This window comes from Embleya sp. NPDC020630, from assembly GCF_044334985.1.
Taxonomy (GTDB): domain Bacteria; phylum Actinomycetota; class Actinomycetes; order Streptomycetales; family Streptomycetaceae; genus Embleya.
The window spans coordinates 65,363-88,202 of record NZ_JBIRUB010000020.1 but is presented as its reverse complement, the minus strand read 5'-3'; the positions used below and the strand labels follow the sequence as shown (position 1 = coordinate 88,202).

Here is a 22,840-nt window from a genome sequence, read left to right as displayed (position 1 = left end):
CGACCCTACCGTCCTTCGGACACCGCTCCCCCGGGCACCGGCTCGTCGGCCGACCCGGCCGATCCTTCCTCGGCCTTGTGCTCCGGCAACACCCGGTCGTGCAGGCGCAGCGCGCCGACGAGCGCGAGCGCCAGTACGCCGAGGACCAGCGCGAGTACGGCTCGCAGGCCCTGCGCGTCGGCCAGGCGGCCGAGCGCCGGCGCGGCGAGGCCGCCCACGGACATGGCGAGTCCGAGGGTGAGCCCGCTCGCGGTGCCGGGTCGGGTGGGGAGGTAGTCCTGGGCGAGCGTCACCTGGGGGGCGAAGGGCAGGAACATCGCCAGGCCGAACGCCACCGCGCCGACCATGGCGACGGCGACCGACGGCGCGAAGGCCACGACGGCCATCGCGGGGATGGCCAGCGCGTAGCCGGCGCGGATCGGGGTCAGCCGTCCGTGCCGGTCGCCCAGCCAGCCGCCGAGCAGGGTGCCGGCCGCCCCGGCGAGGGTGAGCAGGGTGAGTGCGGTGGCTCCCATTCCCGCCGAGCCGTGGAGGTCGCGTCGGATGTGCAGGGCGAGCATCGAGGTGACCGTGACGTAGGGCAGCGACCAGGCGACGATGGTCGCGACCAGTCGTCCGAAGGCCCGCCAGTCGTCGCGGTGGGTGGCGTTCGCGGAGGCCCGGTCGGCCGACGGGGCCGCCGCCGGGGCGGGTCCGCGGGTGCGCCGCCGTCGGCCTTGTGCGGCCCAGATCGCGGCAGTGACCAGCGCCGGGACGGCGAGCAGCCAGGTCCCGTTCAATCCGTATGAACCGACGACGAGGGTGACCAGTGCGGGTGCCAGCGAGGCGCCGAGGGTGCCGCCGACGGAGAACAGGCTCATCGCCCGCTGGGATCGGCCGCCCGCCGCTCGGGCCTGTTGGGTGGCGGCCGGGTGGTAGGCGGCGATGCCGATTCCGGCCAACGCGGCGCAGAGCCAGGTGAGCAGGTAGCTGTCGGCCAATCCGGCGCCGGTGATCCCGGCCGCGGCGGTGAGGAAGCCGGCCGGGACGAGCCAGGCGCAGCGGCGGCGGTCGACGAGCAGGCCGAACAGCGGCTGGACCACGCTGGACAGGCCGCTCGCGGCCAGGGCGATGCCGGAGACGGCGGTGTAGCTGTAGTGGCGCTGGGACATCAGGAAGGGCAGTAGTGCCGGGACGGCGCCCTGGTACAGGTCGTTGACGATGTGGGTGCCGGTCAGGAAGGCCAGTCGGCCGCGCTTCATGGGTTGCTCCGCTCGGGCCGGGTCGTCGCCGCCGGTGGGGTCGAGTGCTGCGGTACGGCCGCGTGCCGTGGTGTGGCCGTCTGTCGGGCGGCGTGGTGGTGCCAGGGGCAGGCGCGTTCCAGTTGGGCACCGAGGGAGAGCAGGAGGGCCTCCTCGTGGAGGCGGGCGGTCAGCATCACGCCGATGGGCAGTCCGTCAGGGGTCCAGTGCAGGGGCAGGCTGATCGACGGTTGGCCGGTGATGTTCGCCAGTGGTGTGCGCGGGGTGACGGCGAGCATGCGCGCGAAGGTGCGGTCGGGGTCGTCGGGGTCGTCGGGATCGACGAGCGAACCGACGGGCAGCGGCGGCTGGTTCGTGGTCGGGCTCAGTACGGCGTCGAAGCGGTCGTGGCGCCGGCCGACCGCGCGGGCGGTGGCGGTCAGCGACGTCATGGCCGTGTACAGCCGGACCGCGTCGATCCCGCCGCCCCTGGCCCGGAGTCGGCGGGTCAGGGGCAGCAGCCGGTTCTCCCGCTCCGGCGGGACCGGTACGGCGGCGGCCGGCACGGTCCACAGCACGGTGAAGTCCGGCAGGTAGAGGTCCGGATCGAGCGGCGGGGCGTCCTCCACCCGGTGGCCGAGTTCGGCGAGGAGGTCGGCGGTTCGGCGGCAGGCGAGTACGGCCTCGGGGTGCCATCCGTCGGCCGGGGGCGGGATCCCTATCCGTAGTGGGCCGGGCTCGCGTTCGGCGCAGGCGCGGAGGGAGCCGGTGGGGACGTCGGGCAGGGCGCAGGCGTCGCCCGAGGTGGCGCCCGCCATGACGTCCAGGAGCAGGGCCGCGTCCGGCACCGTCCTGGCCAGTGGACCGGCGGTGGCGAGTCCGAGGGCGTCCGTTCCGGGGGCGGGTGTCACCCTCCCCCGGGACGGCTTGAGGCCGACGACCCGGCAGGCGGCGGCCGGAATCCGGATCGAGCCGCCGCCGTCGCTGCCCAGGGCGCCGGCCGTCGGTCCGGCCGCGACCGAGACGGCGGCCCCGCCGCTGGAGCCTCCGGCGCCGCGGGTGAGGTCGTACGGGGTGCGCGCGGTGGCGTACGTCGTCTCGGTGTAGGAGGAACAGCCGAACTCGGCGGCCGTGGTGGTGCCGAGCAGCACGCCGCCTGCCGTGCGGAGGGCGGCGACCACGGCGGCATCCGCGGGGGCGATGCGGTCGTCGAAGGCGGCGGAGCCCGCGGTGACAGGCAGCCCGGCGACGGGCCAGGTGTCCTTCACCGACAGCGGCACGCCGAGCAACGGCGGCAGGCCGGCGTCGTCCCCCACCCCGGCACCGGCCAGCCGCTCCTCGGCCGCGCGGGCGGTGCGACGGGCGCCGGTCGCGTCGACCGTGCGGTAGGCGCCCAGCGCACCGTCCGACTCCTCGATTCGGCGCAGGTGATGGTCGACCAGCTCGGTCGGCGAGACGACGCGCGCACGAACCGCCGCGGCCTGTTCGACCAGCGTCAGGCCGTGAAGGTCTGTCATGATCCGTTCTCCCTTTTTCAGTCCTCAGGTGCCAGTCCTCAGGTGCTCAGGTGCTCAGGTTGTCTGAGGACTTTCACCATAGAGTCGGACTCGGCCGAAGGGCAAGGCAAGCCTTACTCCGCCGTGAGCGTGAACGCCGGCCCGGAGTGCCGCTCCGATGCCCTGGCCCGGCGACCTCACCGAAGGGCGCCGACCGGGCGTACGACGCGTCGAGACGGGCAGTCGTCAGCGTTGTGGTCCGGTGACCTCCTGGGTGCCGAGGACGGCGAGCAGGTCGAGGAGGTCGGCGCTGTCGGTGCCGACCGCGGGGGTGAACCACAGCAGTCGTTGTCGGCCGTCCTCGCTGAACAGGTTGAGGCAGTTGACCTCGATCGGGCCGAGCATGGGGTGGTCGAGGCGTTTGCGGTCGTCGCGGCGGAACGCCACGTCGTGGTCGGCCCACAGGGCGGCGAATTCGGGCGAGGTGTCGAGGAGCGATTCGATCATCGAACGGGCCTCGGGGTCCTTGGCATCGCGTCGGGCGGCGGCGGCCCGCAGGTCGGCGACGAAGGCCCGGGACTGACCCGCGTGTTCGGCTTCGGGATACAGCCGGCGGGCGTCGGGTTCGGTGAACCATCGGAGCACGAAGCTCGCCCGCGCGCCCCGGAAGCCGGACTGGTCCCCGAGCAGCGCCACCGCGAGCGGATTCTGGATGAGCGTGACGTGCAGGTCGGTGATGACCTGTGCGGGGGTCGAGGTCAGCCGGGTGAGCAGGTCGAGCATGCCGGGATGGACGTGCGAGGCCGCTCCGCCGGGCCCGGGCACCGGGCGATCGGCCAGGTGGTAGAGGTGGTCGCGCTCGTCGGCGGTCAGGCGCAGGGCCCTCGCCAGTGCGGCGATCATCTGCTCGGAGGGCTGGGATCCGGCGCCGCGTTCGAGTTCGTTGTAGTAGTCCACCGACACGCCGGCGAGGTGGGCGACCTCGTCGCGGCGCAGCCCGGGCACCCGGCGGCGGGGCCCGTGGGGAAGTCCCACGTCGGCGGGGCGGATGCGGGCGCGCCGGGAGCGCAGGAACGCTCCCAGCTCGGTGTATTTCACGGATCCCATGCCCGCCATTGTGCGTCGGGCCGGGCCGGCGACCCAGGGGATGGCGTCCCCTGGTTCCGTCTGCCGGCGCAGCGCATCGTGGAGGGCATGACTACGAACCACTCCACAACCACTCCCGCCGAGGCGACCAGTACTCCCGAGGCGACCAGTCCTCCCGAAGCGGCCGGGCGAGTCGCCATCGTCACCGGCGGCTCGCGCGGCATCGGCCGGGCGGTTTCCCTCGAACTCGCTCGGGGCGGTCTCGCGGTCGTGGTGAACTACACCCGCGACGCGGTCGCCGCCGAGGAGACGGTGGCGGCGGTCACCGCCGGCGGCGGGCGGGCGGTCTCCGTCCGCGCGGACGTCGCGGACGAGCACGCGGTCGCGGCCTTGTTCGAGCGGGCGGAGCGGGAGTACGGCGGCGTGGACGTCGTGGTGAACTGCGCCGGCCGACTGGCCCTGTCCCCCGTCGCCGAGCTCGACCTGGCGGTGCTCGACGCGGTACATCGCACCAACATCCGCGGCGCCTTCGTCGTGGCGCAGCAGGCCGCCCGGCGACTGCGGGCGGGCGGCTCGTTCGTGGGGTTCTCCACCTCCGTGGTGGGCACCCGGTTTCCCGCGTACGGCGCGTATGCGGCGAGCAAGGCGGCGGTCGAGTCGCTCACGCTGATCTTCGCGCGCGAGTTGCGCGGGCGCGATGTCACGGTCAACACCGTCGCGCCCGGCCCCACCGCCACGGACCTGTTCCTCGACGGCAAGACGCCCGAGGAGATCGACCGGCTCGCCAAGACCCCGCCCCTGGAGCGGTTGGGCACCCCCGACGACATCGCGCGGGTGGTCGCCTTCCTCGCGAGCCCGGCGGGGCACTGGATCAACGGCCAGGTCCTGCGCGCCAATGGGGGCATGGTGTGATGCCGCAGCCGAACGTCGTGGTGGTCACGGGCGCGTCGAGCGGTTTCGGGACGACGTCGACGTGCTGCCCACGCAGCGGGTGAACCGCGTGCTGCCGCCATGCATGCGCGACCGGGGACGGGGCCTGCCGGTGTGGGTCGGCTTCTCCTCGACCCGGCGGACATCCGCCCTTCCTGGGGCCGTACTTCGCCGCCAGGTCCGCGATGGACGCCTTCGCCGAGAGTTACGCCGCCGAGCTGATCGGGTTCGGCATCGAGACCACCCTCGTGGTTCCCGGCGCACGCCATTGACCACGCCGGCACCGGTCGGGATCGGTCGGGACCAATCCCGCGGCCGCGCCTTCGCGGCCCCGAGCTTCCGCGTCACGGAAGAGAACACTCAAGGAGAAATGCCCATGCCTTTCGCCAACTTCAAGGTCCCTGCGGGCACCGTCACCGCCGAGGACAAGAAGAAGATCGTCCAGCGCACCACAGACCTGTACGCCGAGATCTACGGTGAGCGAGCCCGCTCCACCACCGTCGTACTGATCGATGAAGTCGTCGACGGCGGCTGGGGTGTCGCCGGCGGCGTCCTGACCGCCGCCATGCTCAACGGCGACGCCTGACCCCCACCCCGCCAGTGGGCCGCGGTCACGACGGCGGGCAAAACTCGGCCACAGTGGGGCGTTGGGCGGGAAGTAGCCTGGCGGCGGGGAGACTCCGAGTCGGTGGTGGGTCTCGGCGGCCGCATGCGCGCCGAGCAGGCCGTACCCGCCGAGTGCCACGAAGCGGGCCCGCAGGTCGTCGGTGTCCGCGGCCTGGGGCAGGACCTTGCACCGGATCGACGCCAGGGTGTCCGGGCCGTCTTCCTTGGCGGACGCGGCCGACCCGCCGGCGCGTTCGCGCAACAGGCGCCGCAGCAGCGGCCGTTCGCCGTCGGGCCGGTCGCCCGGCCACGGGTGGGGCCGGGTGTACGACCGGGCGTTCAGCCGTTCCTCCGCGCGTTGGCGCAGCGCCGGCGGGAGCACCGACGCGTCGGCGTGCGCGGGTATGAACGCCCGCCGGGTGAGCTCCGGCCGGTTGAGGTGGCCCAGGGCCAACGGCGGCCCGCCGATGGGCGGTTCGCCCTCCTCCCCCGCGCGGCGACCGGGCGGCCGTCGTGGCCGAGACGCCGAGGACGCAGTTGTCGACGGGCAGTCCGATCGGGATCCGGTCGATGTCGGCGGCCTCCCGGGGGCAGGGCCGGTGCGTGACCTCGACGGCGACGTCGATGGGGCCGGCGACCCGACCTGCGGGCAAGGGCCCGTCGCCCGGATTCCGGGGACGGACCGCCGCGTGGTGCCGTCGTGTGACCGCTCGGGCTACAGTCCGCCGGCCACCCGGAGGATCGCTCCGGTGGTGTAGGAGGCGTCGGCGGACAACAACCAGGAGACGGCGGCGGCGATCTCGTCCGGTTGTCCGGCGCGGCCCAGGGGGATGGCGTGGGCGACCTTGGCGGGGCGTTCGGGGTCCTGGTGGAAGTCGGTCCAGATCGTACCGGGGGCGACACAGTTGACGCGGATGCCCTGCGCGGCGACCTCCTTCGACAGTCCCACCGTCATCGCGTCGACGGCGGCCTTGGCGGCGGCGTAGTGCACGTACTGGCCCGGGCTGCCGAGCGTGGCCGCGGCCGATGAGATGTTGACGATCGCTCCGCCGCCGTTGTCGGCCATATCCCGGATGGCACGTCGGGCGCACAGGAGGTAGCCGAGGACGTTGACGTCGAGTGCCCTGCGCAGGCCCGCGGCGTCGGCGTCGGTCAGTCGGCCGATCGGGCCGCCGGTTCCGGCGTTGTTCACGAGCGCGGTGACGGGGCCGAGGTCGGTGGCACGGTCGAAGAGGCGGTCGACGTCCGCCTCGTCGGCGGTGTCCGCGCGGACGGTGACACACCTGCGACCGGCCTGTCGGATCGTTTCGGCGACCGATTTCGCCGCGACGTCGTCGGAGCGGTAGCCGAGCACGATGTCGTGGCCCTCGGTCGCCAGGCGGGCGCAGACGGCCGCGCCGATCCCGCGACTTCCGCCGGTGACCACCGTGACGAATCGTTCTTCCACGTCGATCTCCAAGGGTTGCGTGATTACTGAATGCCGGTGGTGCCGCGCGGGCGTGACCGGACCGTCTCCGGTCGCGCTCAAGGCTGTTCGTCGCGCGTTGCGCCGGCGCCGAAACGGTCGCGGTACGCGCTGGGCGTGACCCCGACGCGGCGGTGGAAGGTGCGGCGCATGGTCTCGGCGGTGCCGAAGCCGAGGCGGCGGGCGAGTGTGGCCACCGGCTCGTCGGCCTCGGTGAGCGCCCGCCGGGCCGCCTCCACCCTGACACGTTCGACGTAGGCCGCCGGTCCCGCGCCGATCTCTGCGGCGAAGCGGCGTTGTAGGTGACGCGGGCTCAGGCCGGCGTGGGCGGCCAAGGACGTGACGGTGTGCCGGCCGCCGGGGTCGTCCTGGATCGCCCGTACGGCCTTGCGGATCGGGTCCGTGGTCGGTTGCGCCGACCACAGGGGGACGCTGAACTGCGACTGGTCGCCCGGACGCCGCAGGTACAGCACCATCTCGCGCGCGGCGGCCAACGCGAGTTCCGGGCCGTGGTCGTCCTCCACCAGGGCGAGCGCGAGGTCCATGCCGGCGCCGACCCCGGCCGAGGTCCACACGGGACCGTCCCGGACGAAGATCGGGTCGCAGTCCACCGTCGACTCGGGATGCTCGTCGGCGAGTTGCCGCGCGCGGGCCCAGTGCGTGGTGACCCGTCGCCCGGCGAGGAATCCCGTGGCGGCGAGGAGGAGCGCCCCGCTGCACACCGACGCCACCCGTCTGGCTCCGGCCGCGGCGGCGGCGATCCACGCGACCAGTTCGGGGTCGCGGCGCGCGTCGTCGACACCCGGTCCGCCCACGACGACGAGGGTGTCCAATCCCTCGGGGGCGAGCTCGTCGATTCCACACTCGGCGAGCATCGGCAGGCCGCTGGAGGAGCGGACCACACCGGCGCGTGGCGCCACCAATCGGCAGTCGTAGCCGCCGGCCGCCTGCCGCGTGTAATCGAACACCGCATGCGGGCCGACCAGGTCGACCGCCTGGAACCCCTCGTACACCACAAAAACCACCCGACGCATACCCGCAAGGCTGCCTGACCTGCACGAACGGCGTCAACGACGGACAACCCACACATCACGCCACGGCCCGCCCCTGCGCTTTCGGCGCCGCGGCGGGCACGGGTCGCCCGCGCGGACAGGAACAGGACCCGCAGGGGGTCAGCGAGCGGTGCTCGGTGCCGACATCGAGAGTTGCCGCACCGTTCGACCCACGACCACGCGCGACATGGGCGTGGCCTGGCCGAGCGGTGGCCCGTGCGACCCCGCGTGGGTCGTACGGGCCACCGTCCACCCCGCGTTCGCGGGGGTCAGATCTTCAGGAGGGTGTACAGGTTGCTGAACCGTCCGTGGGGGTCGCACCACGTCACCTTGGTGGACCCCGTATAGGTGAAGCCGGGTGGCACGAGGCAGGCCTGCAGGCCCGTGAAGGGCAGCTCGATGGTGTAGTACGGGCTGAAACCGGTGCCCCCGCAGAACGTGACGAGGGTGGCGGCGGTATAGGTGTAGCCGGGCGGGACCGTGCAGGAATACGAACTGTACGTCGGGGCCGGCGCCGGAGCCTCGGTCGCCACGGCGGATGTCTGAGTGGTGGCGAACATGGTCGCCGCGGTGCCCAGAGCGAGCAGCGCGGAGCGAACTTTCGATCGCGACATGGGATTTGCACTCCTGGATGTTCGTCCATGGGACAGAACCGATGGCCGAAGGCCGAGATCGGAGCCTGTCCCGCACCCCGGTCACCGCAGAGCGTGCATGGGAAGTCTCATCGCGCACCCGCACGCCGGCAAGGGCTCGCGCCCGGCACCGTTGGAAATCGGCCGCGCCGCCAACCCTCGCCCACCAGCCGCGACACCCACGCGACCCGGACGCCATCCGGCCACACGCCGCCCACGGGCGCAAACGCCCCCCTTCGGTCGGGCACAAACCAAGGCCTCGATCGGCACATTGGCCGGCTACCGGGGGTGGGCACGGGTTCGCGGTGGACCGAAACGGCCGTCGGGCGGGCCGGAGGAGGGCGCCGGAAGACGCCGCACCATCAGCGGCCGCGCCACTGCCGTATCCGAGGAACCCGCAGCGGCAGTACCGAGATCGAAGAATGACGCCTCGCCGCCACGTGGCCCACCCCGCCCGCATCCGGCCACGTATCCGCGATCACACCGCGACGACCGGTCCCCGAACCGCCCGGAAGGCCGCCCCTCGGGATGCGAGGGAACGGCCACTGGCCCTGCGTCATGCCGAAGTGGGTGCTGTGGGGCTTCAGCGGCTGTGGGCCCGGGGGACTGGCTTTTTTCTGGCTGGTGTTCGAGGAGCGATGTCGCCTGAACGAGGGCCGGGTCCCGGCCCGTGGAGCGGTCCGCGGCGGTCAGCGGCGCGTAGATGTCGGGGGGGTACGCCGATGCCGTCGACGATCTCGCCGTTGGCGCCGATGGCACGCTGCGACGGGAAGCGGATCGCGCTCGTGTTGTCGGCGAGTGCGTACAACCGGGCGGGACCGGAGTTCACGCCCGCGGTGCGGGTGCCGATCAGGGCGCCCAGGTGCAGGTCCTCGACGCCGGTCGCGAACGCCTCGCAGGCGGAGGCACAGCCGTCGTCGGTGAGGGTGACCATCGGCAGGTGCAGCAGCCGGGTGTTGTCGTCGACGCGCTGGGGGTCGCACCGGCCGTTGGCGTCGCAGAAGGAGAGGACCGTCGCGTCGTGGATGAAGGCGCCCAGCAGTATGTTGCCTTCGTCGGCGACGCCGCCGCGGTTGCCGCGTACGTCGAAGATCACGCCGGTGAGTGTCGTCGTCGCCCGGAGATCGGCGATGGCCTTGAGGATCTCCCGGGCGACGCCCGGGGAGAAGGCATCAAATCCGACGCTTTGGTTCAGTCCTGTCGGGCGAATTCGGCGAGTACCTGCGGAGTGGCGATTCGACGCGACGCGAAGTGGTCCACCGGGCCGACGTTCAAGACCCTTACGGACGCGCCGTGTTCGGTCAGGCGGCGGGCACAGCTCTCGGTGTTCGCGAACGGGACCGTGCGATCGGCGGCGCCGCCGAGCAGCACGACGGGTACCGACGGCGTCCACGAGCAGGTCGCGTCGTTGGCCCGCAGCGCGGCCGCGAGCACGTCGTCGGGCCGGCGCAGGCGGGCCACGAACTCGGCCCTGAACAGCCCTTCCAGGGTGTCGGGAAGCTTGTCGAGCACGTCCTTGTCGGGCAGATTGCCGGCGAACAGGGTCGTCACGTTGTCGACCTGATCCGCGCGGAAGACCTCCGCCGGGTTCCGATACAGACCGTAAATGGGACCCCAGGCGAGCATGAGGTAGGCCAGCGAGAGGTTGGTCTCCCTGCCCTGGTACGCGAGCGCGGCCGGCCGCATCACCCCGTCCAGGTCGTAGGGGCCGGCAACCGGGGCGAGCGCGCCGAGCCGCAGGTGCGGATCCGCGCCGCCGTCCAACGACCGCGCCAGTGCCATCGCCGCGTGGCCGCCCTGGGAGAACCCGGTGACCAACACCCGTTCGTCGAGCCGGAGGTGGGCCCGATCCGCCAGTCGGCGGGCGGCCCGGATCAGGTCGAGGGACGCCGTCGCCTCCGAGGCGGCGTGCTCGTAGGGGTGGAAGCCGGGGCCGCTGCCCAGGCCGAGGTAGTCGGGCGCGACGGTGAAGTGGCCCGCGCTCGCGAAGTACAGCGGGTAGGTCAGGTTGTCGTGCGCGTTCGGCCCGCTCGGCGCGCCCGCACGCTCGACTGTGGTGCCGTGCTCGTACACGACCACCCGCTGCTCGCGAGGGGCGTCTCTGGGGATCGCGACGACACCGCTCGCCACGGTCGGCCGCCCCTGGGAGTCGATGGTGCGATAGCGGACCCGGTGGACGTCGATCGTGTAGCGGGCGTCGGTTTCGGGCAGTTGCTCGGCCCCGAGCGCGTCCCGCACCTGCGCCCGGGTCAACCGTTCGACGCGGTGCGACAGGAGAGTCCCGCGACCGGCCCCCTCGCCACCGGCCGCCGACGCCGCCGGAGCCGGACCCGAACACGCCAGCAGGACACCGACGCACACGACGCCCGTACTCCGGGCCACTCGCCCGTATCGCCTACCGATTCCGATTGCGCGCGCTCCGCGCCGTAAGGATTTCATGCCTCCACGCTAGAAAAATCCACCCTCTCGTTCACTCCACCGAGGCCCACGAACGATCGGGGGGTAACCCCAGCACGCACACACCGGAAGACCCGAAGACCGCAGGACCGACGAACCGGAGCCGCGTGCGGGAGGCGCGGGCCGGCGACCCGGGCGGGTCCGTACGTGGCATCCGAAGGCGACACCTCCCGGCATCAGCCACCGTCGGCGCGCTCGGCAACTCCACCGGATCACCGGGGCATCCGGCGCCCACGCATCCTCGCGCCGAGCATCCACGACCGCAGGAACGATCGCCTGCCGGCAGTGGATGGTCGCCGCCCGATTCGGATGAGGCCGAGCGCCGACGCGTCCTAGGGTTCCGAGGAAATCGGCGCTCTGGAGGCGTATATGAACGGCTATCGCGGTGCGCGGACGGCCGTGATCGTGGGTGCGGGGGTGGCCGGTCTGACCGCGGCCGGCGCTCTGGCACGCGACGGGTGGCGGGTCGAGATCGTCGAGGTCGGCCCGGCGGAGGCGACGTCCGGATGGGGCTTGTGTCTGACCGGTCCTTCGCTGCGCGCGCTGGACGAGTCGGGCCTGGCGGACGCGTGTCTGGCCGAGGGCTTCGGCATGAACACGATCACGCACGTGGACGTGAACGGCGAGCGGGCGGACGAGATCCGGTTGCCGCGCCTGATCGGTGCGCGGCGACCGGCGATGGTCGGCATCGCGCGCCCCGTACTGCACCGGATCCTGCGCGCGAGAGCCGAGCGGTGCGGCGTGGAGATACGCCACGGAGTGACCGTCACCGCGGTGGAGCAGCAGGGTGAGGCCGTCCGGGCGCGGTTGTCGGACGGGACGGTCCGCGAGGTGGCGCTGCTGGTGGGCGCGGACGGGATCCGCTCGGCGACGCGGGACCTGCTGGGGCTGCGGACCTCACTCGACTTTCACGGGCAGATGGTCTGGCGGGCTCTGGTGCCCCGCCCGCCGTGGGCCACCGGGATCCATCAGTTCGCCGGGAAGAGCGACACGGCCGGCCTCGTGCCGCTCTCGGACACGCGGGCGTACGTGTTCCTGACCGAGAACGGGGTGGAACGCAGCATTTTGCCCGACACCCGGCTCGCCCCGCGCCTGCAGGAGCTGCTGGAGGCCTTCCCCGGTCGGGTGCGGGAGATCCGCTCCTTGGTGTCCGGGTCGGAATCGGTGGTGCGCCGCCCGGTGCTGACGGCGCTCTTGGCGGGCGCCTGGAATCGGGGCAACAGCGTGGTCATCGGTGACGCCGCGCACGCGCCCGCACCGCAGATGGCCAGTGGCGCCGCCTTGGCCGTCGAGGACGGTCTCCTGCTGGCCCGGGAACTCGGGCGGCAGGCATCGGTCGGCGCGGGGATCCGGGCGTTCGTCGACCGGCGTACGCAGCGCTGCCGAACGCTCGTGGAGACCTCGGTGGCGATCGTCGGCCTGGAGCGGGCGCAGCGCCACTCCGAGGCGTATCCGCTGGTCGATTCCTGCCACCGGCTCATGGCCGAGCCCGCGTAACCAGCCAACGGGGACGGCGTCTTCGACGACCCGCCCTTCGCGCGACGGACGAGGAGAGCGGCGACCGCGACGAAGCGCTGGAGAACTGGTGGCAGACGTATCAGTTCGCGTTCCTGGGCCGATATCCCCCTCCCCGCTGCACCCGGCGAAGCAGCACGCGTACGACCGGGCCGTGGAGTACTTCGGCCGGGTGTCCGCGCTGGAGCGCGTGCCGGTTCGGCACGTGACGTTGCCCTTCGGCGGGCGTGCCGGAGAGGGGAGGTGCTGCGGTTCTTCGTGGCACGCCCACCCACGGGAGCCGTGCCCCTTTCGGTGGTCATGATGTGGGGCGGGGTGGAGGGAAGGAGGCGAGCTACGCGCGTGGCCGACTGCTGCGCGAACGCGGGTTCGCCACCCTGCACATCGACATCGCCATGCCGAATCTCGCCGAACAGCGCCGGTTCTGCACCGAGTTGTGGGGGCTCACCGAGACGGCGGTGACACCGGCGTCTCGTTTCCGGCGGCCGAAGGCTCACCGGAGCAGTACGTGGTGCGGTTGCGCGAGAACGCCCACTACCGACCTGATCGCGTTCGGCGCAGCCGGCGCGGACGATGTCGACGCGCCGGCCGTACGACTGACAATGGCCCCCAGGGAGGTGACCCCACATCGTGCCGACCCCGCTGCGCAACCACCTCATCACCAGATCCCGAAACCCCGCCGACCTGCTCAACGCCGCCACCCGCCTGTTCGGCGGCTCGATCACCACATCGCCTCTGGACGAACTGTGCGGCGGCGATCACGAACTACGCGGCGTCGCCGCACACGACTTCGCGGTGGGCTACTTCGCCTCGCCACTCGACGTGCGCGTCGCCTCGACCGAGGGCCGTGGCCGTGGCTCCTACTTCGTCAACATCGGTTTCTCCGGCGCCATCTCGGCATCGTGCGGCGGCCTGCGGGCCGACCTCGACGAGGCGACGGCGGGAGTCGCCAACCCCGGAGACACCCAGGAACTACGCCCCCTGCGCGGCCAAAGGACGCGGTTCCTGGGCCTGCGGATCGCCGCCGCCCTGGTCGACCAGGAATTCGCCGCGCTGACCGGGCATCCCCCGGTGTCCACCGTGCGCTTCGATTTCGCTCTCGACCTGGCCGAGTCCAAGGGCCGGACGGTGCGGCTGCTGGTCGGTTCCCTGCTCGAACAGTTGGACTCGGGCAACCCGCTGTTCCTGCGCGAGGAGCTCCAGCGCAGCCAGGTGCGTTGCCTGGTCACCGCCCTGCTCCTGGGCCAACCGCACTCGCACACCGGCGAGTTGCACGACGGGCCGCAACCCGGCTACCCGCGCTCCTTGCGGGCGGCCCTCGCGTTCATCGAGGCGAATCTCGCCGAGCACATCAGGCTCGGCGACATCGCCGACGCCGCAGGCTGCAGCCCACGGACCCTCGGCTCCGCATTCCGCGACCGGCTCGGCCTCTCGCCCATGGCCTACGTCCGCAACCTGCGGCTCGACCGGATTCGGGAGAACATCCTCACCTCCGCCGACCCCGTCGGCACGATCGCCTACCGGTGGGGCGTCTCGCATCTTGGCCGCTTCGCCGGCGAGTATCGCGACCGTTTCGCCGAACTGCCTTCCCACACCGCGCTCCGCAGGTAGCCCGACACCGACCGGAGATCGACGAGTTCGTTGTGACCGCCAACGGATCCCTCCCCCTGCCCACGCGCCCGGACCCTCGACGCCCCGACGGCGCGAGCCGACCATGCGGAGGTGTCCGATCGAGCCGTTCGCCGCAGGCCGTACCGTAACCTTGTGATCACATCCATCGAACTCATCGCCCGTTCCGAGGCCGCCGGCGGAGCCCTCCCACTGCTCTCGCTCGACGAGTTCTTCGTGGGCAACCACGCGCAGGACTCCCTCGCCCCGAACCAATGGGAGGTGGACCGCCCCGCCGACGCACGTCCCGAACTCGCGGAGATCCACCGGCGGTTGCGCGTTCTTCAAGAAGCGCCCGACGTCGCGTGGATCCGTGTGCAACCGCACGACGACCTCGTCTGTCGCGGCGGCATCATGGCCGAGGCCGTCGCCGTGTGCACGAGCGCCTCGACGCGGGAGATCGAACGCCGGGTGGACCACGAATCGTTGTGTGCCGACGGGGCGATCGAAGGACTCGTGTACCGGGTCGACCGGTTCACGGATCTTCCCGACATCCCCGAAGGCCACCGGGTCGTATCCCTGGTCTGGGACTGAGCACCGAACCCGGCCGGCGGGGGCGACGCGGGTGCGGCCGACGTACGGGTCGGCTTCGGACCCGATGGGTTGGCCGGTCGCTTCAATCGTGTCCCTGTCATGCAGGGAACCACTCGGGACGAACACCGCCTGTTCACCGCGGCGATCGAGGCCGCCACCAAAGAGGTCACCACCGCGGACGCGACCCGAGGGTCCGTGAATCGTCAGCCGCCGCTCTGCGTGGCTTCCTCGGCCCGCTTCGCCATCTCATGTTCGGAGACGTCCTCGACGTGCGAAGCGACGCTCCAGCGGTGACCGAAGGGGTCCTCGAACCGGCCCGTCCGGTCGCCGTAGAACTCGTCCTTCACCGCCCGCAGTTCCCGGGCGCCCTTGGCGAGGGCATCGGCGAAGACCGCATCGACGTCCTCGACGTACACATGAAGCGTCATAGGCGTACCACCCACGGCCTTCGGGCTCCGGAAGCCCACGTCCGGGAACTCGTCCGCGAGCATGACGATCGAGGTGCCCAGCTGTAGCTCGGCATGGCCGATCCTGCCGCCCGGCGCGGCCATTCTCATGCGCTCGGTCGCGCCGAGGACGGACACATAGAAGTCGATCGCGGCCGACGGTCGGGCACGACTGTCGACTCGGGCAAGGCGGTATGCCGGGCATACCGGACACGCGGGATCAGCGTGGCATGCGGCGCAGCGCCACGCGCCAGGCACGCCGTAGCCCGAGTTGCCGGTCACCCGCCTGGGCCCGAAGGCCGCCCGCCATTCGGTCTGCCGCGCGAACCCATGGGCGGGATCCGGGAGGCGCGGACCGACGGGTGGGGGCTCCGGTAGCGCCGAATGGGGCACTGTGCTCGCGATGCCCGCGCGTCTCGGCGGGCGGGCGCACCATGCGGGATACGTTGCGCGGAGAGGCTTTGGGGCGAATATCCCGCCGCACCGGCGAGGGCCCGGTACGGACCCGCGCCGGGCCCTCGCCGGTCGGGAGGACTGACGTGAGTGTGAGTCGGGAAGCCGAACGCGACGTGGCCCCGCTCCTGCCCCCGGGTGGTGAACGGGCGGGCGCCGGGGCCTGAGTGGTCGGCCGGCTGACCACCACGGACCACAAGGTGATCGGCTACACGCGACGAACGCCTGGGCCGGGTGCACTTCTGGTGCCTGTTCGTCGGCTTCCACACCACGTTCCTGGTACAGCACTGGCTCGGCGTCCGGGGCATGCCCCGCCGGTACGCCGACTATCTGTCCGGCGACGGCCTCACGGCCCTGAACTCGCTGTCCTCCATCGGGGCGTTCCTGTTGGGGGCGTCGACCCTGCCGTTCCTGTACAACGTGTGGCTGACCTACAAGACCGGCAAGAAGGTCGCCGTCGACGACCCGTGGGGGTACGGGCGTTCGTTGGAATGGGCGACCTCGTGTCCGCCACCCCGGCACAACTTCACCGCGCTGCCGCGCATCCGCTCCGAGTGCCCGGCCTTCGACGCGCGGTATCCGGAGATCGCCATGCTCGGCGTGCGCCGAACCCGGCCGGTAGGGGACGGGATCGACGACTCGAACCCGCGTCCCGGATCGGACTCGGGCCGAGGCCTGTGAGGGTCCGGCGCCCGGCACGCGCGTGCACCCGAAGACCGATGCCGGGATTGGAACCCGGAGTACGTGGGATAGGCCGAACATGAGCCAACGCGCATACCTCGAGGGTGGACCGGACGACATGCCGGAGCGGATCGTCCCGATCACTCCGCCCGGAGTCGAGCTGAAGATCCCGTTCCGCAATGGATACGAGCACTTCAAGAGCACCTCGCGACACCGGGAGACCCCGGAGGGCAGGTTGCCCGTCTACGAGTGGTGGGAAAGGACCGAGGTCGCCGACTGACCACGGCGAACGGAAGCAAGTGGCAGCCGACGGCGGCCCGCTTCGATGGCCACGGCGGCGTACGCATGCGGTCAGTGGTGGAGCGTGAGGCGGTTGTCGAACTCCGGGGTCACCTCGGTCCCGAAGGGGCGGCCGGCTCGGGTGAGCGTGTCCGCCAGCCACTCGACATCCACTCGTGACGCGCGCCCAAGACGCATCTTGACGGCCCGCAGGGGCACCATGCGCAGACCGGACAGTTCTCCCGTGTCGCGCGCCACGGTGGCGAAGTACAGGAGTCGCAGGTCGTCGCGGTAGTACTCGTAGCCGCGGATCCCTTCGTAGTCGTCGACGCAGTCGCCGCAGCCGTACAGGATGAGTTTGTTCCGGTACACGTCGATCGCGCGCGGATGGTGCGAGGAGTGACCGTGCACGACGTCGACGCCGCCGTCGATCAGGCGGTGCGCGTACCGAATCCGCGATGCCGGGATGTCATAGCCCCAATTCGAGCCCCAGTGCACGGACGCGACCACGATGTCCCCCGGGAGTTTCGCCCGACCCACCCGTGCGACGAGTTCCTCGGCACCTCGCTCCGACGCGTCGTGGGTGAAGTCGACGCCTGCGCGGTTCTCGGTCGCGGCCCAATCGGGCGGCACCCCACTGGAGGGCATCCCCTGGGCAAAGACCAGTACCCGCCCACCTTCCCCGACGGGCACCATCGCAGGACGTCGGGCCTCCTCGATGTCGCCCCCCGCGCCGGCGGTGCGCAGCCCGGCCCGGTGCAGCGCGTCGAGGGTATCCACAAGACCCGCACGGCCGAAGTCGAGGACATGGTTGTTCGCCAGGACGCAGACATCGGGCCGGACCGCCTCGAGGCACGGGATGTTGTCGGGGTGCATCCGGTAGTGCACGGCCTTGAACGGTTCGAAGTCGTCGCTGGTGGTGATGCCGGTCTCCAGGTTCACGACCCGGACGTCGGGCGCCTCCGCATGGAGGATGTCCAGGGCATCGCCCCAGGGCCGGCGGAATCCCACCGGTCGGGGAATCGGTCCGTTGGCCGCCTCCGCCAATCGCACGTATTCGCCGGCGTCGCCGACGAATGCCTCACGCAGCGCCGGATCACCCGGGTGCGGAAGAATCCGGTCGATGCCGCGGCCCAGCATCACGTCTCCGCACAGGCACAGCGTCACGTGGCGGTTCTTCATGGTTCCAGGGTTCCACCGCAGGCGGGGGTGTGTGATGTCGCGGGCGAGCCATCGGAACGGGCTCACCCTTGGGGTGCGCCGGCCACCCGGGCGCCCGGCCCGGCTCGCGGGTGGCGGGGGCGCCCGGGATCGGGCGGTTCGATGGGGGCCGGCCGCGACATCAGCGCCTCGCCCACGAGTTGAGCGCTACGGCCGCGCATGCCGGACACCGCGACGCTCCCCGACGCCGTGACGCGGTGGGCGGCGCACTGGGCCGAACAGACCGGCGCCCCCGTGCGCTGCGCGACCCGCGGGCGCTGAGCGCGGCGACCGAAGCCGCGGCGTTGCGCGTGGTCCAGGAGGCGTTGGCCAACGCGGCCGAGCACGCGGCGCCCTCGCACGTCTGGGTGAGCGTGGAATATCGGGCCGACGGTGTGCGCGTCGACGCCTGTGACGACGAGTTCGAGCGTCGCACGCTGCCGGACCCTGGTCCCGTCGGCGAACACAACGTGGGCGGCTGGTGGTGGTCGAGAATCCGAAAGCGCTGAGGCTGTCGCGGAGCCGTGGCGCGTGGTGGTCAGATGGCGGAGACCTGCTGTTCTGCGCGGGTGCGGGTGGTGGCGAGGCGGTAGGAGTCGGTGCCGGTTTCGATGAGGTTGCCGCCGAAGCTGAGGCGGTCGACGATAGCCGCGTGACAGCGGCCACGAGGATTTCCCCACGGACGGCCAGTTACGAATGTGACGTTCAGTAGCCGTCTGCGGTGGGGTCGACCGGGGTGAGTGGGCAGATGTGGGCGTGGAAGGCCTTGCGAAGGAGTTCGCTGAACTCGGCGGGGTGGGTGGTCAGGCCGGTGTGCCCGCCGGGGAAGTGCTGGAGTTCCGCGCCGAGACGCTCGGCCAGGAAGGCGGCCGTGCGATAGGGCAGCTCGCCGCGTGAGTCCTGGCCGCCGACCAGCACGAGCCGGTCCGACAGTGCCTCCAGTCGGTGGATATCTGGGGCGTAGGCCATGAAGTTGGGCACGATGCTCCCGAGGAAGTACGGCAGGTTGGCCATCGTCCGTTCGGCTCGCGCCGCCGCCTGTGGCGGAAGTGTGATCTTGGCCTTCGGTTCGGTGGTGTCGCCGTCCTTCTTCAGGCCCGCGGCGAATTCGGTCATCGCCGGCATCAGCCCCTGGGTGTGGAACGTCTCCTGTACTCGTGCGATGAGTGCGCGGTGTTCGGCCGCGTCCGGCAGGACCTCCACCACTGGCGGCTCGTGCGCCACGACGCGTTCGAGGCGTTCGGGATGGGCGGCGAGTAGGTGCAGGGCGGTGATCGCGCCCGAACTGGCGCCGAACACCCGGGCGGGCTCACCGGGCGACAGCAGGTCCAGCAGCCGAAGCGCGTCGTCGGCGTGCTCGGCCACGCGTTGGTCGGCCTCGGGGTCGTCCAGTGGGCTGCGGGACATGCCGCGCGGGTCGTAGGTCGCGACGGTGTGCTCGGCGGCCAGGTCGTCGGCGATGCCGTCGAAGGACGCCGCGTCGCCCGCCCCTCCGGGGATCAGCAGCAGGAGCGGGCCCCGGCCGCGCACTTCGTAGTGCAGGGTCGCGCCGTGCACGCGCAGGCTGCCAGTGGTCGGGTCGGTCATGTCGAGTCTCCTTCTCGGGACGGGGGCCAGTGCTCCAGGAGGGTGTGCAGGGCGTCGAGGGCGCGGGCCCAGGACTGCTCGGGCGAGCGCTCGTGCGCGAAGCCGCCTGCGGCCTCGAGGGCGACGAACCCGTGGAAGGTGCTGCGCAGCAGCCGGACCGCGTCGGTCAGGTCGGGTTCGGCCAGTCCGTAGCCGCGCAGCATGCTGTAGGTCAGTTCGACCGCGCGCCGTGGTCCGGGCGCTTTTGCGGCCAGCTCAGGGTCGACCTGGATCGGGGTCTGCGTTGCCGTGTAGCGGCCTGGATGCCGGTGGGCGTACTCCCGCCAGGCGTTCGCGAACGCGATCAGCGCGTCCTTGCCCGCCCGCCCGGCGGTCGCCTCCGCGATGCGGATGGTCTTCTCGTCCGCCGCCAGCAGCGCGATCCGTCCGCGCAGATCCTCCAGGTTGCGGACGTGCGCGTAGAGGCTCGCGTCCTTCACGCCCAGCCGCCGCGCCACCTGCGCCATGGTCACCTGGTCGAGCCCGACCTCGTCCGCCAGCTCGGCGCTCGCGATCGTCACCCGCTCCGTCGTCAGCCCGGCCCGCGCCATGCGCCCTCCTGAGGATTTCCTAGGGCTCCTAGGTGTAACCTAGGGGCCCTAGGAAAGCAAGCCCGGGGCACGTCCACGCGGGCATCGGTGTCGGGGATGGCCCACCAGGCGCTCGACCGCCGCTGGATGTGCGTCTCGCCCCTCCGCCGATCACTGGTTCCCTCCAGCGGCACGCCCGGTGGCGGCCCGCGCATTGCCGGCTACACCCGCTCCGGTGCCCGGCGGGGACGGTGCCGAGGCGACCGCGCGCATCACGGCCGGCGCCGCGCCGCCGCATGTACTGGTACTGACCACCTACGACTCGGGCACCGACATCGTGCGTGCGACGGCCGCCCGCGCGATCGGCTACCTCCTCAAGGGCACGCCGCGCCGCGGGTTGCTCGTTCCCACACACGTGAAGACCGCTTCCGTGCCGACTACCCGGCGCGCCTCACCACGCCCGACCTCCCACCGCAACCGATCGACCGCCGAGGCCGAACGGCCATTCGGGCAAAGCCCGTTCCCGACTGTCCGCGACAACTCATGCGCGGACACCGGAGGTCGCGGTCTGCGGCTCCTCGCGGTCCGGCGCCGGCCGGGCGGGCGGGCGGACGTCGACCATGCGCCGCTCCGGGCCGCTTCGGCGCAGCACGAGGTATCCCACGAACGCGGCCGGGCCGAAGAAGATCTGCGCGGGCACGATCTCGGGAAGGTGTCCGGTGACGGCCTCGATCGTGATCGGGGTCAGTGTCGGTGCCAGTGCGCCGAAGGTGGCGACCAGGCAAAGGGACAGGGTCAGCCCCCGACGTCCGTACGCCTTGTAGGCCACGGTGGTGAAGAGGGCGTAGACCAGGAGATCGCCCATGCCCACGACGGCTCCGAACTCGCCGATGCGGACCCCGGCGGAGGGGGCGAAGGCGTAGCCCTGTACCGCGCCGAACAGTTTCTGGGTGAGTGGTACGACGGTGGCGAAGAACAGGTCGTACGCGGCGAGTGCCAGGGCGAACCGGGAGACGTCTCGCAGCTTCAACCCGCCCTGGGTGTTGAGGTTGGCCGCGCCGACCGCCATGAGGAGGATGACGACGCTGTTGATCAGCCAGTACGGCAGGGCGTGGGTGGGGTCGTCCTCGGCGCCGCGGGCGGCGAGCCAGTCGGCGGCCATCAGGCAGGCGATGAGCGCCCAGCGCAGCGATCCCCGCCGTACGACGGTGCCGTAGGCGACGCTCAGCCCGCCCGCCAGGGTCAGGCCCAGCACGAACGGCAACAGCCAGTCGGGAAGGGCGAGATAGAAGAAGGGTAGGGCGATCACGAAGCCCATCATGATGATCATGTCGTTGCCGTTGAAGACGCCGACCGCGGGGCGAGGCAGTGTGACCTTGCGGAAGAAGCCGACCGACGCGACGGAGACGCCCAGGGCGATCGCGAGGGTCACGGCGACGAAGAACACGTCCTGTGCGGCGCTCATACGGCGCTCCCGAGGGAGGAGAAGCTGTTTTCGAGCAGGTCGCAGCGCAGGCGACGCAGTCGGGTGCCGTCCATCGGGGTGATCTCGACGGTGGCGTCCAGGCCCGCGTCGGCGAAGTACCGTGCGGCGTCGGACGTCTCCGGCAGCGAGGACGCGGCCACCGTCACGTGCAGCCGACCCTCCACCACGTCCGCGCCATAGCGCACCGGCCAGCGCGCGCCGGGCAGCGCGTCGAGGATTTCGACGATGTCCCGCGAGGTCACCGGGCCGTCGCCGATACGCAGCATGTGGTCCGCCTTGCCCAGGACGTGCGAGGTCGCCGGCACGTTCCGCATCTCGCAGTCCAGTGGCGTGTCGGGCAGTTGCCGCACCAGGTCGCGGGTGTCGTATCGGAAGACCGGCATGCACTCCCGGTAGGGGTGGAATGGGGTGGCCACGATCGTGCCGAGCTCCCCGGGCGCGGCCCGCCGCCCGGTGTCGAGATCGCACACCTCCACCAGCCCGACTCCCCCGTCGATGTGCAGATGCCGCTCCCGGCACAACGCCCCCGCCAGCGGGGAGATCTCGGTCATGCCGTACAGGTCCTCGACGGCGGCGCCGAAGGTGGCCTCGGCGGCGGTGGCGAGCGCGGGCGAGAGTACTTCGCTGCCCACGGTGATGCCGCGCAGCCGGAAGTCCCCGGGCCCGAGCCCGCGTTCACGGGCCAGGGTGACCAGTTGGCCCAGGTAGCTGGGGTAGGTGACCATCAGGGTCGGCGCCGACTCGTCGGTGCCCACGGTGGCGTCCAGCGTCTCGCCGGGAGGGATCAGGCCCACCATGCGGATCGTCGCCCCGGCCATGCGCGCGACCTGCATCTCCGCGTACGCCGTGCCGGTCGCGCGGGAGCTGACGTTGAACTGGATCATGTCGGTGGTACGGATGTTGCCGCGCAGTACCTGGGACAGGGCCACGAGCGCGGGCCACAGGCGCTCCTCGTAGCGGGAGTACCACACCTCCGTCGGCCGGCCGGTCGTCCCGGTGGTGCGGGACGCGAGGAACGGCTCGCCGCACAGGAAGTCGCGGGACTGCTTGACCAGGTCGGCCTTGGTGGTGACGGGCACCGTCTCGATGTTGTCCAGGCTCAGCGCGGCCGGGTCGACGCCCGCCGCGGCGAAGTGGTCCGCGTAGAAGCGCGACTTCGCCGCGAGGCGTTTGGCGGTACGCCGCAGGGCCCGGTTCGTGAGATCGGCGCGCATCTGCGCCTCGCCGGCGTCGGCACCGCGCAGCAACTGTTCGACGTCCTCGCCGGGCGAGCCGAACTCCGCGAGCGTCGCGAGGGCATCCTCGACGAGCCGCTCGGCGGAACGCACACTGATCGGCCGGCCCCGCACCATCGCCAGCGCCATCCGGAACTGTCGTATCCCCGCGTCGAACATGGTCCCTTTCCAGCGCTCACGCCACCCCCGAATACCGCCCGAGCACGATGGGGCGGGCGGGTCACGGCCGCCCGCCCCATCCAC

The 22,840-nt window shown here is 71.7% G+C and carries 21 protein-coding genes and 3 pseudogenes; 9 read left to right on the top strand and 15 right to left on the bottom strand.

Annotated elements, in window-relative coordinates:
• Positions 1 to 5 precede the first annotated feature (5 nt).
• From ACH4XV_RS39670 to ACH4XV_RS39660, 3 genes are all read right to left on the bottom strand, one after another.
• Positions 6 to 1,241: an MFS transporter gene (locus ACH4XV_RS39670; protein WP_395797961.1), complete on the bottom strand. Its 1,236-nt coding sequence runs from the start codon at positions 1,239 to 1,241 to the stop codon at positions 6 to 8.
• Positions 1,238 to 2,737: an amidase gene (locus tag ACH4XV_RS39665; RefSeq protein ID WP_395797959.1), complete on the bottom strand. Its 1,500-nt coding sequence runs from the start codon at positions 2,735 to 2,737 to the stop codon at positions 1,238 to 1,240. The genes ACH4XV_RS39670 and ACH4XV_RS39665 overlap by 4 nt, the downstream gene beginning before the upstream one ends.
• A gap of 225 nt (positions 2,738 to 2,962) precedes the next feature.
• Positions 2,963 to 3,832 (bottom strand): helix-turn-helix transcriptional regulator, encoded by an 870-nt coding sequence (locus tag ACH4XV_RS39660; RefSeq protein ID WP_395798064.1) that lies wholly within the window; start codon positions 3,830 to 3,832, stop codon positions 2,963 to 2,965.
• A 78-nt stretch (positions 3,833 to 3,910) separates the two neighbouring features.
• On the opposite strand from ACH4XV_RS39660, the gene ACH4XV_RS39655 reads away from it, so the two are divergent.
• From ACH4XV_RS39655 to ACH4XV_RS39645, 3 genes and pseudogenes are all read left to right on the top strand, one after another.
• A complete protein-coding gene (locus ACH4XV_RS39655; RefSeq protein WP_395797957.1) occupies positions 3,911 to 4,714 on the top strand; it encodes an SDR family oxidoreductase in 804 nt (267 codons plus the stop codon).
• A gap of 52 nt (positions 4,715 to 4,766) precedes the next feature.
• A pseudogene (locus tag ACH4XV_RS39650) lies at positions 4,767 to 4,995 on the top strand (oxidoreductase); the annotation flags it as partial.
• A gap of 113 nt (positions 4,996 to 5,108) precedes the next feature.
• Positions 5,109 to 5,318 (top strand): tautomerase family protein, encoded by a 210-nt coding sequence (locus ACH4XV_RS39645; protein WP_395797955.1) that lies wholly within the window; start codon positions 5,109 to 5,111, stop codon positions 5,316 to 5,318.
• Between the two features lie 735 nt (positions 5,319 to 6,053).
• Here the strand turns inward: ACH4XV_RS39645 and ACH4XV_RS39640 are convergent.
• The 5 genes from ACH4XV_RS39640 to ACH4XV_RS39620 form a co-directional block, all read right to left on the bottom strand.
• Positions 6,054 to 6,785: an SDR family NAD(P)-dependent oxidoreductase gene (locus ACH4XV_RS39640; RefSeq protein WP_395797953.1), complete on the bottom strand. Its 732-nt coding sequence runs from the start codon at positions 6,783 to 6,785 to the stop codon at positions 6,054 to 6,056.
• A gap of 77 nt (positions 6,786 to 6,862) precedes the next feature.
• Complete coding sequence (locus ACH4XV_RS39635; protein ID WP_395797951.1) at positions 6,863 to 7,837, bottom strand: GlxA family transcriptional regulator; 975 nt, start codon at positions 7,835 to 7,837, stop codon at positions 6,863 to 6,865.
• A gap of 287 nt (positions 7,838 to 8,124) precedes the next feature.
• Positions 8,125 to 8,469 carry a hypothetical protein gene (locus ACH4XV_RS39630; RefSeq protein WP_395797949.1) on the bottom strand — a complete coding sequence of 115 codons (345 nt, stop codon included), beginning with the start codon at positions 8,467 to 8,469 and terminating at the stop codon, positions 8,125 to 8,127.
• Between the two features lie 601 nt (positions 8,470 to 9,070).
• Positions 9,071 to 9,682 (bottom strand): S41 family peptidase, encoded by a 612-nt coding sequence (locus ACH4XV_RS39625; RefSeq protein ID WP_395798062.1) that lies wholly within the window; start codon positions 9,680 to 9,682, stop codon positions 9,071 to 9,073.
• Entirely contained in the window at positions 9,679 to 10,740 is a 1,062-nt protein-coding gene (locus ACH4XV_RS39620) for an alpha/beta hydrolase family protein (protein ID WP_395797947.1), read from the bottom strand. Before ACH4XV_RS39620 ends, ACH4XV_RS39625 begins: the two co-directional genes overlap by 4 nt.
• 573 nt (positions 10,741 to 11,313) lie before the next feature.
• Here ACH4XV_RS39620 and ACH4XV_RS39615 point away from each other — a divergent pair.
• From ACH4XV_RS39615 to ACH4XV_RS39605, 3 genes are all read left to right on the top strand, one after another.
• On the top strand, positions 11,314 to 12,441 hold the full coding sequence (locus ACH4XV_RS39615) for an FAD-dependent monooxygenase (protein ID WP_395797945.1): 1,128 nt from the start codon (positions 11,314 to 11,316) through the stop codon (positions 12,439 to 12,441).
• A gap of 648 nt (positions 12,442 to 13,089) precedes the next feature.
• Entirely contained in the window at positions 13,090 to 14,070 is a 981-nt protein-coding gene (locus tag ACH4XV_RS39610) for an AraC family transcriptional regulator (RefSeq protein WP_395797943.1), read from the top strand.
• A 153-nt stretch (positions 14,071 to 14,223) separates the two neighbouring features.
• Entirely contained in the window at positions 14,224 to 14,661 is a 438-nt protein-coding gene (locus ACH4XV_RS39605) for a hypothetical protein (RefSeq protein WP_395797941.1), read from the top strand.
• Positions 14,662 to 14,864: 203 nt separating this feature from the next.
• Here ACH4XV_RS39605 and ACH4XV_RS39600 read toward each other — a convergent pair whose 3' ends face one another.
• Positions 14,865 to 15,365, bottom strand: a complete 501-nt coding sequence (locus ACH4XV_RS39600; RefSeq protein WP_395798060.1) for a VOC family protein — start codon at positions 15,363 to 15,365, stop codon at positions 14,865 to 14,867.
• Between the two features lie 411 nt (positions 15,366 to 15,776).
• On the opposite strand from ACH4XV_RS39600, the pseudogene ACH4XV_RS39595 reads away from it, so the two are divergent.
• Together ACH4XV_RS39595 and ACH4XV_RS39590 are read left to right on the top strand one after the other, a co-directional pair.
• Positions 15,777 to 16,241 (top strand): annotated as a pseudogene (locus tag ACH4XV_RS39595) (cbb3-type cytochrome c oxidase subunit I); the annotation flags it as partial.
• Between the two features lie 79 nt (positions 16,242 to 16,320).
• A complete protein-coding gene (locus ACH4XV_RS39590) occupies positions 16,321 to 16,521 on the top strand; it encodes a DUF5988 family protein (protein ID WP_395797939.1) in 201 nt (66 codons plus the stop codon).
• A gap of 71 nt (positions 16,522 to 16,592) precedes the next feature.
• Here the strand turns inward: ACH4XV_RS39590 and ACH4XV_RS39585 are convergent, their stop codons facing one another.
• The gene (locus ACH4XV_RS39585; RefSeq protein ID WP_395797937.1) at positions 16,593 to 17,702 is read right to left on the bottom strand and encodes a CapA family protein; all 1,110 of its coding nucleotides are present in this window, start codon (positions 17,700 to 17,702) and stop codon (positions 16,593 to 16,595) included.
• A 236-nt stretch (positions 17,703 to 17,938) separates the two neighbouring features.
• Here ACH4XV_RS39585 and ACH4XV_RS39580 point away from each other — a divergent pair, with 236 nt between their 5' ends.
• Entirely contained in the window at positions 17,939 to 18,229 is a 291-nt protein-coding gene (locus tag ACH4XV_RS39580) for a hypothetical protein (protein WP_395797935.1), read from the top strand.
• A gap of 29 nt (positions 18,230 to 18,258) precedes the next feature.
• On the opposite strand, the pseudogene ACH4XV_RS39575 reads toward ACH4XV_RS39580, so the two are convergent.
• From ACH4XV_RS39575 to ACH4XV_RS39555, 5 genes and pseudogenes are all read right to left on the bottom strand, one after another.
• A pseudogene (locus ACH4XV_RS39575) lies at positions 18,259 to 18,381 on the bottom strand (AAA family ATPase); the annotation flags it as partial.
• Positions 18,382 to 18,425: 44 nt separating this feature from the next.
• A complete protein-coding gene (locus ACH4XV_RS39570) occupies positions 18,426 to 19,307 on the bottom strand; it encodes an alpha/beta fold hydrolase (protein ID WP_395797933.1) in 882 nt (293 codons plus the stop codon).
• Positions 19,304 to 19,897, bottom strand: a complete 594-nt coding sequence (locus ACH4XV_RS39565; RefSeq protein WP_395797931.1) for a TetR/AcrR family transcriptional regulator — start codon at positions 19,895 to 19,897, stop codon at positions 19,304 to 19,306. The genes ACH4XV_RS39570 and ACH4XV_RS39565 overlap by 4 nt, the downstream gene beginning before the upstream one ends.
• Positions 19,898 to 20,417: 520 nt before the next feature.
• Positions 20,418 to 21,341: a hypothetical protein gene (locus ACH4XV_RS39560; protein ID WP_395797929.1), complete on the bottom strand. Its 924-nt coding sequence runs from the start codon at positions 21,339 to 21,341 to the stop codon at positions 20,418 to 20,420.
• Positions 21,338 to 22,756, bottom strand: coding sequence for a phenylacetate--CoA ligase family protein (locus ACH4XV_RS39555; RefSeq protein WP_395797927.1), 1,419 nt, complete (start codon positions 22,754 to 22,756; stop codon positions 21,338 to 21,340). The genes ACH4XV_RS39560 and ACH4XV_RS39555 overlap by 4 nt, the downstream gene beginning before the upstream one ends.
• Positions 22,757 to 22,840 lie beyond the last annotated feature (84 nt).

Excerpts from the sequence above, each read along its gene's own strand:
- ACH4XV_RS39660 (WP_395798064.1), bottom strand. The coding sequence starts at position 3,832 with ATGGCGGGCATGGGATCCGTGAAATACACCGAGCTGGGAGCGTTCCTG.
- ACH4XV_RS39665 (WP_395797959.1), bottom strand. The coding sequence starts at position 2,737 with ATGACAGACCTTCACGGCCTGACGCTGGTCGAACAGGCCGCGGCGGTT.
- ACH4XV_RS39670 (WP_395797961.1), bottom strand. The coding sequence starts at position 1,241 with ATGAAGCGCGGCCGACTGGCCTTCCTGACCGGCACCCACATCGTCAAC.
- ACH4XV_RS39615 (WP_395797945.1), top strand. The coding sequence starts at position 11,314 with ATGAACGGCTATCGCGGTGCGCGGACGGCCGTGATCGTGGGTGCGGGG.
- ACH4XV_RS39555 (WP_395797927.1), bottom strand. The coding sequence starts at position 22,756 with ATGTTCGACGCGGGGATACGACAGTTCCGGATGGCGCTGGCGATGGTG.
- ACH4XV_RS39585 (WP_395797937.1), bottom strand. The coding sequence starts at position 17,702 with ATGAAGAACCGCCACGTGACGCTGTGCCTGTGCGGAGACGTGATGCTG.
- ACH4XV_RS39570 (WP_395797933.1), bottom strand. The coding sequence starts at position 19,307 with ATGACCGACCCGACCACTGGCAGCCTGCGCGTGCACGGCGCGACCCTG.
- ACH4XV_RS39630 (WP_395797949.1), bottom strand. The coding sequence starts at position 8,469 with ATGTCGCGATCGAAAGTTCGCTCCGCGCTGCTCGCTCTGGGCACCGCG.
- ACH4XV_RS39560 (WP_395797929.1), bottom strand. The coding sequence starts at position 21,341 with ATGAGCGCCGCACAGGACGTGTTCTTCGTCGCCGTGACCCTCGCGATC.
- ACH4XV_RS39645 (WP_395797955.1), top strand. The coding sequence starts at position 5,109 with ATGCCTTTCGCCAACTTCAAGGTCCCTGCGGGCACCGTCACCGCCGAG.
- ACH4XV_RS39635 (WP_395797951.1), bottom strand. The coding sequence starts at position 7,837 with ATGCGTCGGGTGGTTTTTGTGGTGTACGAGGGGTTCCAGGCGGTCGAC.
- ACH4XV_RS39655 (WP_395797957.1), top strand. The coding sequence starts at position 3,911 with ATGACTACGAACCACTCCACAACCACTCCCGCCGAGGCGACCAGTACT.
- ACH4XV_RS39590 (WP_395797939.1), top strand. The coding sequence starts at position 16,321 with ATGAGCCAACGCGCATACCTCGAGGGTGGACCGGACGACATGCCGGAG.
- ACH4XV_RS39565 (WP_395797931.1), bottom strand. The coding sequence starts at position 19,897 with ATGGCGCGGGCCGGGCTGACGACGGAGCGGGTGACGATCGCGAGCGCC.